9 protein-coding genes are annotated in these 11,596 nt (G+C 43.3%); 5 read left to right on the top strand and 4 right to left on the bottom strand.

Annotated elements, in window-relative coordinates; genetic code table 11:
* Positions 1-74: 74 nt before the first annotated feature.
* Positions 75-1,307, top strand: a complete 1,233-nt coding sequence (locus tag QW520_05065; protein ID MEM0449174.1) for a hypothetical protein — start codon at positions 75-77, stop codon at positions 1,305-1,307.
* 35 nt (positions 1,308-1,342) lie between these two features.
* Here the strand turns inward: QW520_05065 and QW520_05060 are convergent, their stop codons facing one another.
* The gene (locus QW520_05060; protein ID MEM0449173.1) at positions 1,343-2,344 is read right to left on the bottom strand and encodes a glycosyltransferase family 4 protein; all 1,002 of its coding nucleotides are present in this window, start codon (positions 2,342-2,344) and stop codon (positions 1,343-1,345) included.
* 117 nt (positions 2,345-2,461) lie between these two features.
* Here QW520_05060 and QW520_05055 point away from each other — a divergent pair, with 117 nt between their 5' ends.
* A complete protein-coding gene (locus QW520_05055) occupies positions 2,462-3,211 on the top strand; it encodes a PIG-L deacetylase family protein (protein ID MEM0449172.1) in 750 nt (249 codons plus the stop codon).
* On the opposite strand, the gene QW520_05050 is transcribed toward QW520_05055, so the two are convergent.
* The gene (locus tag QW520_05050; GenBank protein ID MEM0449171.1) at positions 3,208-4,245 is read right to left on the bottom strand and encodes a GNAT family N-acetyltransferase; all 1,038 of its coding nucleotides are present in this window, start codon (positions 4,243-4,245) and stop codon (positions 3,208-3,210) included. The genes QW520_05055 and QW520_05050 overlap by 4 nt on opposite strands.
* Positions 4,246-4,361: 116 nt before the next feature.
* On the opposite strand from QW520_05050, the gene QW520_05045 reads away from it, so the two are divergent.
* Entirely contained in the window at positions 4,362-5,267 is a 906-nt protein-coding gene (locus QW520_05045; protein ID MEM0449170.1) for a phosphoribosylaminoimidazolesuccinocarboxamide synthase, read from the top strand.
* Positions 5,268-5,331: 64 nt separating this feature from the next.
* On the top strand, positions 5,332-6,843 hold the full coding sequence (locus tag QW520_05040) for an oligosaccharide flippase family protein (protein MEM0449169.1): 1,512 nt from the start codon (positions 5,332-5,334) through the stop codon (positions 6,841-6,843).
* A 48-nt stretch (positions 6,844-6,891) separates the two neighbouring features.
* Here QW520_05040 and QW520_05035 read toward each other — a convergent pair whose 3' ends face one another.
* Together QW520_05035 and QW520_05030 are read right to left on the bottom strand one after the other, a co-directional pair.
* Entirely contained in the window at positions 6,892-7,317 is a 426-nt protein-coding gene (locus QW520_05035; GenBank protein MEM0449168.1) for a UPF0179 family protein, read from the bottom strand.
* Between the two features lie 12 nt (positions 7,318-7,329).
* Positions 7,330-8,397 carry an NAD(P)-dependent glycerol-1-phosphate dehydrogenase gene (locus QW520_05030; GenBank protein MEM0449167.1) on the bottom strand — a complete coding sequence of 356 codons (1,068 nt, stop codon included), beginning with the start codon at positions 8,395-8,397 and terminating at the stop codon, positions 7,330-7,332.
* 587 nt (positions 8,398-8,984) lie between these two features.
* On the opposite strand from QW520_05030, the gene QW520_05025 reads away from it, so the two are divergent.
* Positions 8,985-11,408 carry a GAF domain-containing protein gene (locus tag QW520_05025; GenBank protein ID MEM0449166.1) on the top strand — a complete coding sequence of 808 codons (2,424 nt, stop codon included), beginning with the start codon at positions 8,985-8,987 and terminating at the stop codon, positions 11,406-11,408.
* Positions 11,409-11,596 lie beyond the last annotated feature (188 nt).

Raw genomic sequence — 11,596 nt, 5'->3', positions numbered from 1 at the left:
TTATTCACATATTATCATAATGCCTATCTTTCGAAAATTGCCTATCTTTCGAAAATATAACCGGCAGGAATTCTATGGATACCGTAGAGGAACTTGAGTTAGACACCAGCCGTAGCGTTTTCGTGCTCAATATGGATGCTAATGGGTTAGGGGTGGCGAGGAGCTTAGGATGGAACGGCATTCGTGTTATAGGGGTAGATTACCGTCCCTCTATTCCTGGATTGTTTTCCAAGTATGTGGAACCGCTTTTGACACCTGATCCGGTATCTGAGCCTGAGGCAACGGTGGAGGCACTTTTAAAAGCCTCAAGGAATGCTGATCAAAAACCAGTGATAATGGCATGCTCAGATGCATATGTGCTACTAGTTTCGCGTTACCGTCACGAGTTAGGGAAGAATTTCGTTTTTGCTGTACCGCCAGAGGATATTACAGAATGCATCCTAAATAAGCAAAGGCAATATGAATTAGCGCGCAAAGCAGGCATACCTATTCCCAGGACAATATTCCCAAAATCCATGGCTGAACTCGAGCATGATATGCAGGAAATAACCTTTCCTGCTTTCGTAAAGCCTTTTTACTCTCATGTTTGGTATCGAGTCTTCGGCAACAAAGGATTCATTGTTAATAATAAACAAGAATTGCGTGCCAGGATGTCTCGGGTATTTAACTCATCTTTACAAGCCATGGTACAATCGATTGTTTTACCGCCTGGAAAAGATTTGTATCAGTATTGTGCGTATGTAGGGAAAGAGGGGCAAATATTCCCCAGTTTTGTTTGGATCAAGGCCAGGCAGGCGCCACCCAATTTCGGCGTCGCATCTTTAGCCATCAGCAGGAAAAATCATCATGTCCAAGAGCTAGGAGAAAGATTCTTGAGGTCCATCTCTTACAAGGGAATAGGCTCGGTGGAATTCAAGTTTGATCCTGAGCGCAAAGAATACGTGCTGATTGAATTGAACTGTCGAACCTGGATGCAGAACGTCATGTCTACCATCGCCGGCATCAATTTACCTCTCTATCAATATGCTGATTTGACAAATCAAAATATACCATGCAATCATGTCTTCAAGGAAGGGATTAGGTGGTGGGATAGCATATCTGATATTGATTCATTCATTAGGTTGCGTAGACGTGAGGAGATCAATACTGTAAATTGGTTGAAGTCTTGGCTCGGCAGTGATTGCTACGCATATTTCTGGAAAGATGATATTAGACCAGCCTTAAGAAGAGCTGGATTTGGAATAGAAATCATCAAAGCCTTAGTGAATGCAATGCGTATGGAGTTCGATGAGGACAGTGTTGGATAGCGTATTGGCATGGAATGGAGATCGAACGAATCAACTTATTCGGTCATTACATTTTTTTCTAACATCTCACGTGCCAGTTTTCTATATTCTGCTATGAAGCGTTCCATTGAAAACCTCTTTTCCGCGCAAGCTCTGGTTTTAACCCTTTCCATAGATAAAATTTGATCTATCGCCCTCATAAAGGTCTCATAATCAACACGCTCTACAATTACCCCTACTTTATCATTATCCATATCTTCGAAGACACCGGTGCGATACGCTACGACTGGAAGATCACACGCCAAAGCTTCGATAGTAATATAACTCGAAGATTCATATCGGGAGGGAAAAAGTAAAAAGTCAGCAGAAGAATAATATTTAGGCATCTCTTCATTTGGAACCTTTTGGAATACTATCATTTTTTCCCGATCTTCTTTCTCCACCCTACTTCCGGTAACGCAAAGGATTTTGATGTCTTTTCGTGATTTGGCTATTTGTCTCACGACATCAAACCCTTTAGATGGGTCCGCACGGCCAACGAAAATCCCGATTGGACCTTTCCATTTAATACCTAACTCAGCCCTGCATTCATCCTGGGGTAAAGGGTGGAATACATCAAGAGGAACAGCATTCTCAATTACTGTAGCTGATCTACCGTATAGGCTTTCGAGTTCTCTTCTTGTTTTGTGACTTACGGCAACAATACGCTTTCCGTGCGCCGTGGCCTTCTCGAACCAAGGTAAAAAATGTTTTGAAGGCACATAGCCTGGAAGGCCCCGCAATGCGCTTTCGGCAAAACCTCTATAAGTATAATGGAAAACTTGCATGGCTGGAATTTGAGGCTCAAGCACATTCAGCCCCAATCCTGCTAAATCGTTACATATCACAAGATCGAATTCTTCTTCCTTGTTCAATCTCGCAAACTCTCGGCTTATGGCCCATCCCATGCGTGGATATTCTAGGTTGAGCTTGCTCAAATTAGGCAAGAAAGTGAGAGAATGGCTGGAAGAATACGTTATGATCCTCGACTCAGGAAAAGCCTTTTGAAGATGGCTCACGAAGAGTTCAGTACCCCCTTTCACCTCGGAGAAGTCGAACAAGGAAAGAATAGCTACTTTCAAAGTAATCACACCTGCCAGTAGAATGAATATGGTTTTAACGCTATGAGGCTATCTATGTTTATGGATTGGTCCAAGGTTTCCCTCGAGCTCAGGCTCATTGCTCTTCGAATTTCAAGGCGCTTTTGGTTGAGGGGCTCGCTGTCAGGCAGTGCTTGGAATCCAAAGTCGATGGAATCGATTGAAGGTAGAAGGATCATGGTCATTTCTCCTCATCCAGATGATGATGCCATTGGGTGTGGTGGGTTAATTATTAAGGCTATATCACAAGGAAAAAATGTGAAGATTGTCTATCTGTCTCTTCCGAAGATTCATGCTTCAAGCCTGAAGGAAAGAGAGCTAGAAGCGATAAAATCTATGGAGGTCATGGGAGTAACTGATTTTTATCTTCCAAAAAAAGAATTTCCAAAAAGCAAAAAGGAGGTGTCAAGGATCATAGCTAAATGCATAGATGAGTATGGTCCAGATTTAGTGTTAGTCCCCTCGCCATGGGAAAATCATGATCAACATCTCTTATCATTTGAGGCTTATCTGGACCTTCTAAAGGAAGATCTTGAGGTTGATACCTGCATGTACGAGGTTTGGGGTATGTTGATTCCTAATCTAGTCGTCAACATAACAGAAGAGTGGAAACGGAAAGCTGAAGCAATCAGTGCTCACGCCTCACAGCTGAGCAAAGTTGATTACGTAGCTATGGCTGATGCCTTGAATTCATATCGCGCTATATCCAGTGGCCTAAGGGGTCGAGCAGAGGCATTCCTTCAATTGAACAAGAAGGATGTCATATCATTTTTTTCTAAAGCTTAGATGCCAACTAACTCTGATAGCCCAGCCCGCACTCCTTTCTTTTTGGTCCTGAAGCGAAGAAGTTTTCGCTGCTCAGGGTTAAAACGAAATTTATAATCTTCATTACCTCGCAACAAATCCACCTCCTTTAACCCTTGTTCGTACGAATCTTGGATGATTTTTGCCAACAAGCATCTGCCTGGTCCAAAGTTATGATATTCCGGGTTGAAACCAGATAAATAGTATAAATAGCGACCTCCATAGTGAAATCCCAGCGTAATGGAAATCGCTACCTCCTCTGCATATAGAACATGGAAGACGACATTATTTTTCGGTGCCAGTCTCCTCAGGGCATTTTTTAGGAATTCTCTCATAGGTGGGGATTCTAAAGTGCTTTTCCCACGTCCTTGCCAGCGTAGGGAATTCAAAGCCAGGAGAATATCAAAGGCCTCTTTCATTCTTTCTGGCGATTTTATAGCCTCTACTCTTACCATGTGTTCTTCATTAAGCCTTCTCCACGAACGCTCAATATTATGCTTGTAACTTTTGGACAGACTTCGCATATATCTTTCAAAATCTCCTCTGAGGGGAATATAAGGGTCGACGTTCTCTTCTCTCTCAGCTTCAAGCGACGTTTGAGTCAATGAACATGCAGTGCTTAAATCGCTTCTCATGTCACGTAAATCCATTATGTCCCAGTCATCTAAATCATTTAGATGCATCCATATCGCCTGAGCAACATCCCTCCTCCCTTCTTTCAAGATGATTCCAAGATGGTCAGAAGGGCCTGTACCGATGAATTCGGCAATACGCAATTTGAGTAACTTGCCAATAGAAGATATCATTATCGGAGCCACGCCGACGATGGCATCATTTTCACGTGCAATTATAAGACGCATTTTCCTTCCTTCGCCGTAAGTGGCCCACCAGCTGTACAGCCAATCGAATGTGAGGAATAGATCATTCTCATCGCTGGAAGAAAGAAGCTCATGCCATTCATCTTCTAATTCGGCCCATTTCGAGGCCGAAGAGATTTCCTCGATTGTTATCCGCATCTGTGTTGGAATGCATTATGCCGATTATAGCCTTTCTCCAATAGCCAGAAATGTCGCCTTATCTTCTTAACCAAAAGAAATATGAACGCCTATCAGATTACAACGAGTTGAGGGAAATGAGGCTGTTGCGCGTAGGCAAAGTCAAGCAAGTATATGAGGTGGATGAGGAAAGCCTTGAGTTCGTTTTCACCGATAAAATATCTGTTTTCGATAAGATCATTCCATCAGAAATACCCTATAAAGGAGAGACATTGTGCCGCACGGCGGCTTTCTGGTTCCAAGTGCTGAGAAAAGCCGGGATACGCACACATTTTAAGGAATTGGTTCCTCCGAACAGAATGCGTGTACAAAAAGTAGATGTAATTGCGGATTACAGCAAGCTAAACTGCTCTCGTGCCAATTATCTAATACCTTTGGAATTCATATCAAGGCATTATGTAGCTGGCTCCTTGTATGATAGAGTCAAAGCCAAAGAAATCTCCGCAGAGGAGCTCGGATTCCCTCGGCATCATGAGGTTAAGTATGGTGAGAAGCTTCCTCGTACATTCTACGAAGTGACTACGAAGTTGGAAAAAATGGATCGTCTACTTTCTATGGAGGAAGCAGTACGCATCTCAGGAATGACAATGGAGGAGTACTATCGTTCCATCGAATTGATAGAGAAGATAGACAAGCTTATTGCCAGTGAGGTAGAGGAGCGAATGCTTATCCATGTAGATGGAAAAAAGGAATTGGCGTTTGATGATAAACGCCGGTTGATGGTGGTTGACACATTTGGGACTGCGGATGAGGATCGATGGTGGGATGAGGACGAATACATCAAGGGCAATTGTGTAGAGCTCAGTAAAGAAACCGTAAGGCAGTATTATCGCTCCATCGGCTATTATGATGAACTTTATTCAGCTCGAAAAGCAGGTCGTCCAGAACCACCAATACCCCCACTCCCTGAGGAAAAAGTGAAGGAAGTAAGTAAGCTATATGTGGAAATGTTTGAGCGGATAACTGGAGAAAGTTTCCGCTGAATATAAGTTGGCAAAAAGTTTGCCTAACGTTATATATATTTAAAATATTGAGTCATTTGATAGCTTGCTGGGCCGCAAGTCACTGGTGGTTCTCGTCGCTCGCGTGCTGGCATCCGTGCTGGCATTAGTGGGCCTAATGTTCACCAGCCGTTATCTAGGTCCTGAGATTAATGGCCAAATCTCTTGGGCTCTGGCACTAATCACTACGTTCAACTCCATCTCGGATTTTGGCTTCATGGCCGCACATGTGAAGCGAGTTTCTGAAGGTAAAGACATCAATGATTGTGTCAGCACTTTTACTACCATCAAATTGACCCTTACTGCTGGGATGGTGGTCTTCACTACTGCCTATATAACTGTCTGGCAATGGCTGCAACCGGGGGCCATATCAGATACTAGCCTTTCGATCCTTATTCTCTTCGTACTATACAGCGTATTCTACAATATATCATCAATTTTCTGGACCACATATGAAGGTAGAATGGAGGCTGTAAAATCTCAGCTAATTGTGTTGGCAGAGCCTCTTTCTCGCACTCCTCTGATGATTTTGGTCGCGCTAGGAAGATGGGGAGCAGTACCCTTGGCATATACCTATGTTATAGGGGGGCTGGTCATCGTCGTTGTGGGTTTAATGCTAATACGCCGAGAGAAGATACATTGGACTAGACCGACTCTGTTCAAAGAGTATTTCAAATATGCCGTGCCCATATCCTTTATAACTGTTTTCGGTACTATATCTTGGAATTTGGATAAGCTAATAATCGAAGTCTTCGGATCCACAACGGACGTCGCCTTCTTCTCTCAGCCACAGACGCTGTTGGGCGTGGTCGGATTCATTGGAGTAGCTGTCACTACGTTGACCTTTCCCGCCTTTTCCCAGATGCATAGCAGGGGGGACTTCGAAGGAATTCGCGCCGTGACACATCGTGCGGAGAGATACATATCTATGCTTTCATTGCCCGTAGTGGTAGTGATCGCCCTATTCCCTACTGAGACTGTCGTCACATTCTTGGGCGAACTTTATGCTCCTGCCTCGGAGCCTATGCGAATCCTAGCCTTGGCAACTTATATCTCTCTCCTTAGTCAGGCATACACACCACAAATAGGAGGGATAAACCGTCCAGACATTTCTGCTAAATTGGTAGGGTTGGCGCTGTTATTGAACATCATCCTGTTGTTGACTTTAGTCCCCTCCTCATTAAACGGTTTCCGGACATTAGGGCTAGGTGTTAATGGTGCTGCTTTAGCAAATGTTCTCGTTTCTTTCGTCTTCATGTTAATGGTCAGAGTCACGGTATTTCGACTTACACAGACTAAATCCAATCTACGAATAATATTGCACATTATTGCGGGGATATTATCTGCCATAGTCCTTTATTCAATTTTCCAGATACACCCAATTCGTTATTGGTATGATCTTCTATTCTTCGCGTTATTGGAAATACCGGTCTTTTTTGCATTCTTAGCCCTTTTCCGAGAACTCACGCGATATGATATTCATTATTTCTTGGAGGTCATGAACCTAAGAGACATGGCTGGGTATGTTTCAGATGAAATGAAAAGAAGAAAAGAATGAGAATTGAGGTATCATGAATAGAGAAGATCAATGTTATCTTATCATATCTCACTCTACGACGACTTCTATGACCTTATTGCCCTCGGGGCACTCCAACTCACCTTTTACTTCTTTAATTTTGTATTTACCCCCCCTCTCAATAGCTTGTGGGTGGCACAAGCGGAAGTTTACGCACCCAAGGTTCTTGCATTTGACTTCGTCATAGGTGATAGTGCTCCCTTCTAAGGCGAATTTTTGAGCGATTGCCACAGAGGCTGATAGTTTCTCCACTTCCACGACCTGAACAGCATCATCATGAATCTTGCAATCATGTCTTACATCTCTTACCGCCTTCACACGATAGATTCCACCTGGGTCGAGGTTGAAGCAAACGGCTTTCAATTTACAATCGCGGCATTCTGGCACGAAACCCTTGTAAATAAAGGTCACTCCTTCCTTGGCTTGCCTCACACCTATAAGAGTGATATTAACCATTCCTATTCCTCCTCAGATGACTTTAGTTATCTCAGCAACTTTCTCAGCAGCTTCGTAGGTCAGACCGAGCGTACCGAGTATGGTAAACCTGTCTTTGCGAATCTTATGCGCGGTTACAAGAGCTTCTAATATTTGCTCTCGCGTCAATCCTAACTCCTTAGCCGTCGTTGGCGCTCCAATTTTAGCTAAGGCGTTCTTTATTCTTTGCCAATCCCCTCCATGCAAGTACATCATCATTATACATCCAACGCCGCATTGCTCTCCATGCAGAGCTTTTCCTGGGGCTATGATGTCCAACGCATGTGAGAACATATGTTCCGAACCGCTTGTTGGTCTTGAAGAACCAGCCACAGACATAGAGATTCCGGATATTATTATCGGACGAATCGCTATCCAAACGCTTTCCTCAAGATTAGGTCTTATGAATTCTGCATTCTCAATCATCGTTTGAGCAGTATAGTTGGCTAGCGCCCAGGCTGAACGAGAAAATTCTTCATTGCGTAACCTACGGGCAAACTCCCAATCCATCAATGCAGTGGCATTGGAGATAACATCTGCGCATCCGGCAGCCAGAAGACGGTAAGGGGCTTTAACGATCACTGAGGTATCTGCAATCACTCCCAATGGGACCTTAGCATCCATGGAAACCGGAATGCTTTTATTCTTAATCGAGGCCCGACCTGAAGCTATACCATCATGAGATGCTGAAGTCGGAATGGAGAGAAATTCCACGCCTAAATCCTTGGCAGTCATTTTGGCTAAGTCTATCTTGCTCCCGCCTCCGACGCCTAGAAGAAAATTTGCTTTTACCTCACGGGCCACATCCTCAACTTTGGCCAAGTTCTCATCAGTGGCTTCACCGGTATTGATCACATGAACATCATATCCCTTTCTCTTTAGGCCATCTAGGATCAACTCTCCAGCGACCTTAATGGTCTTATCACCGGTGATTATTAGAGCCGTACCTGAGAGATTAAAATCCTTACACACCTGAGGAACCTGCTCTATTACACCATGTCCCACAAGCACATTTCTGGGAAAAAGCATAGAGCGGGCTTTGGTGAAGTCCCCTTCATCCATCCAAGCACCTTAAGTATTCCCTCATATACGCTCCCCACTCATCAAGTTATCGGTTGATTTAAATCTCCTGGCTTTTGATAATTTATATTTATCAGGGGAAATCTAATTCTCATAAAAATGGGTGAAAACAAATCATTAAAAAATATAAATGAAAGGAGTCTCGGGCAGGCATTGCAAGGTGGAACTGTTGACAATATCTAAGGAGGAGAATCGGGGGTGAGACCCACCCGAGCGCTCCCGCGGGCGCAGAATAGTTAAATCCTATTTAGAAGTATCGAATCCGGATGGATGAAATCAATTCATATAGGAATCATTTTGCCACTTTGAAATCAAATCCGTCGTAACACGTTAGTTCTGAACACTTGTTTTAAATTCAAATATTGTTTTTTTAAACTATTCAGAAAAAGTCTTTTCTGGCTCACCTCCCAACGATTAAGATTTTCACGCGATGAACAGATGAAAAGTAGCATTAAATATGGTCATGATAGTGTGATTAATGAAAGAGGGACGTGCAATTAGGCATCTTGTGGAAAAAGATGCTATTTTCACGTGCTTCCGAATATCAGAGTCATAGACGGGGAAATTAAATGATGAATTCGGACACCTGGCCATCCTATATCGCATGCGTCAGTACAGATGGGGTGCTAGTCTCGGTGACCAAGTCCTTCGTCGAGCTTCTCGGACTTCGAATTGAAGAAGTGGTTGGGCATTCGATAATGGAGTATATTCAACCTGTAGAGAAAGGAAGTATTGAAGAAATCATTTTAGAAATGAATCAATTAGGCTCAAAAAATGTTCAAGAATTAGATTGTGTGATTAAGGATAAAGGTACCAGCTTAAAGCTGAAAATGGAAAAACTGTGTGGAGAAGGAGATCTAGTTCTTATAAGACTCATATCGGAAATAAAAATCCTCAGTAATGCTTCGCCACCCTCTTCATATGATCTTGCTCAGGAGCTCATGAAATGGGAAGGTCTTTTAATTGTAGCGATTAACAATGAAGGCACGGTCATTGCCATCAGCGAATCTGTTGAATTTCTATTAGGAATGAGAAGGGAGGATGTTATAGGAAGAAAGTTCTCAGAGCTAATCCAGCTCGATTCGATGGGCAATAAATTAATCAGTTCCGCTTTAGCCAAGGTAGAATCAGGAGAACCTTGGTCAGGTGAGATTATTCTGAGTTCTCAGGTTAAAGGTCCTATTCGCATGAACTGGCGTCTGCAACCCATGCTCGATGATCAGGGCCATGTCATATCGACTATAGGTTTTGGTCATATAGCACATCATTCTCTATCTTTGAAAGAAAATGAAACAGTAATCGTGCAGGGGCTGGAAATCCTCTCTGAGACTATCTCTGAGATTGTAGAGGCGCATGATGTCTTCCAAAGTTTGGAAAACCATTTGGAAAAACTAGTAGACGCGGTGGGAGCAGATTTTTCTGTGATGCGGCTGATCGGTAGGGAAAATAAGCCGCGCATGATATGCTCAGGAATCGATTTCCGAAGAGCGCGAAATTTGCTCGAATCTCATCTAGTGGGGCAGGGTCCTTTATATAGAGGTGTTCAATCCGGCTTGGTCTTCATATCTACAGGAGTACAGTCCGATCCGAGAATCATTCTCGAGGATAAAGATGTCAAATCCCTTGTGTGCCTTCCCATCCGATATAAAGAAGAGGTTTATGGTTGCGGGGCGTTTGGGTTTACGGACAAAACTGCCAATATCCAGTCCATTCTGCCTTTTCTTCAGATGCTTTGTACTCAGCTTGCGCTCTCCATGCATAGGATCAAGCTCATGGATGATTTGATTCTGAAAGATATGGAGTTGAGCACTCTTTATGAGACATCGAACATCGTATCAAGCGGATGGGAGACGAAGCAGGTCTTATATGCAATAATGACAAAAACTGCAGAATTAGCTCGTGCCGATGCAGTTTATCTATTCCAGTTGGATAAGAACACCGCAACTCTTCACCTCATCTCCTCCATCTCTCCTTATTCTAATGTCGTTGAAGGTTTAACTATTCGAGTTGGAGAAGGAATTACTGGAATTGTGGCTCAAACGAGAGAGGGGATGTTGGTAGAGAGAGCTGATAGGGATACCCGTTCATTACATGTTCCAGGTACTCCAGATGACCCTTCTTCTCTAATCTCTGTCCCATTAAAGATGGGTAACGACCTACTAGGCGTCATGACTTTGGAGAGGGTCCCAGGTCTTCCATTTAATGAAGAAGATTTTAGGCTTGTCCATTTATTTTCCTTTCAGGCAGCTACAGCCTTATACAATGCGCAGATGTTCAACCGCCTCAATGAGCATGCTATTTCTCGACAAATGTTGCAAATATTGCTAACACATGATGTGGCCAATTATAATGTTCCCATCCATGGATATTTAGAGATGCTAGCCAAGGATCCAAAACTCGACGAAAGGCAGCGCCGCTTTGTCAAGAGCTGCCTCGCTCAATCCGAAAATATCTCATCCTTAATTGCGGATGTGCGAAAACTTTCTCTCCTGCGTACCATGGAATCCGTGCGCTCATTCGAACCCATAGAACTTCCCAAGGTAATTATGGAAGTTCTTGACTCAATCCGGCAGAATATCTTATATGAAGATGTGGATGTTCATTTCCATCCTATTTCAAAGCAGGCAATAGTGTTAGGTGACAGCTTTGTAAAAGATTTAGTGCACAATCTCATATTGAATGCTTGCAAGCATGCGGGGGACTGGCCAATTGACATCGTTTTGCAAGAGCATGAGGAGGGAGGGTTAAACTACTGGCGCATGGATGTAAAGGATCAGGGAGGAGGTATTTCCGAGGAAAGAAAGGCCTTTCTTTTCCAGCGTTTCGAGAATTTAGATGCAGGCTCGGCCTCAGAGGGTCATGGCATCGGCCTTTCAGTAGTTAAGGCTCTTTGCGAAAGATATGGAGGAAGAATATGGGTGGAAAACAGGGAAAAATTGGATGGAGTGAAAGGTTCAACATTTTCTGTGATATTACCTATGGTGAAGGTTTAATAAACAATTGAAATAATTAAACCCAAATCGGGGAGGAAATGGCATGGTCGAGGAACAGAAGGTTGTACGCGTACTAATGGTTGACGATAATAAGGAACATGTAGAATTGTGTGCAGAGTACCTCCCCCAAGAAGAGTTCATATTGGATCCAGCTTATACCGGTGTGGAAGCCCTGTCAAAGCTCAAAG

The organism is Methanomassiliicoccales archaeon (assembly GCA_038740345.1).
Taxonomy (GTDB): domain Archaea; phylum Thermoplasmatota; class Thermoplasmata; order Methanomassiliicoccales; family UBA472; genus JAJRAN01.
This window is presented reverse-complemented; position numbering and strand designations above follow the sequence as displayed.